The sequence below is a fragment of the Streptomyces sp. DH12 genome (assembly GCF_020873895.1).
Lineage (GTDB): Bacteria > Actinomycetota > Actinomycetes > Streptomycetales > Streptomycetaceae > Streptomyces.
The window spans coordinates 1-574 of sequence record NZ_JAHWGT010000532.1; the positions used below are offsets into that span (position 1 = coordinate 1).

At 71.6% G+C, this 574-nt stretch carries 2 pseudogenes; one reads left to right on the forward strand and one right to left on the reverse strand.

Features of this window, described 5'->3' with window-relative positions:
* Positions 1 to 9: 9 nt before the first annotated feature.
* Positions 10 to 231 (forward strand): annotated as a pseudogene (locus LPA54_RS35605) (cysteine peptidase family C39 domain-containing protein); the annotation flags it as partial.
* Here LPA54_RS35605 and LPA54_RS35610 read toward each other — a convergent pair.
* A pseudogene (locus LPA54_RS35610) lies at positions 213 to 574 on the reverse strand (Na+/H+ antiporter NhaA); the annotation flags it as partial. The pseudogenes LPA54_RS35605 and LPA54_RS35610 overlap by 19 nt on opposite strands.

A 574-nucleotide genomic window follows, 5' to 3' on the forward strand; every position in this document is an offset into this window, starting at 1 on the left:
GCTGCTGCCGTGAGCACCGCACAGGAGACCCGCGGCAGACGCCGTGCCGCGCCGCCGCGCCGCAAGGTGCCGACGTCCCGCGCCAGGACCGTCCGTACGCCCACCGTGCTCCAGATGGAGGCCGTGGAGTGCGGCGCCGCCTCGCTCGCGATGGTGCTGGGCCACTACGGCCGCCATGTTCCGCTGGAGGAGCTGCGCATCGCGTGCGGCGTCTCGCGGGACGGCTCGCGCGCGGGGATGAGCAGGCCGCCGAGCATGCCGGCGATGGACGCGTGCAGCCCGGCGTTCAGCGTGGCGAACCACATCACCAGCACGATCAGCACATACGGGACGGCCCGCCAGACGTCGAAGCGGGACAGCGACGACAGGAGCGCGCCGAGCACCAGGGCGGCGATCAGTTCCGGCACCTGGATCGCCCCGGAGTAGACGACACCGATCACGGTGACCGCGACGATGTCGTCGATGACGGTGATGGCCAGCAGGAAGATCCGCAGCTGGGTGACGAAACGAGGGCCCACCACGGCGAGCGCGCCCAGCAGGAACGCCGTGTCGGTGCCGATGACGATGCCCCAGC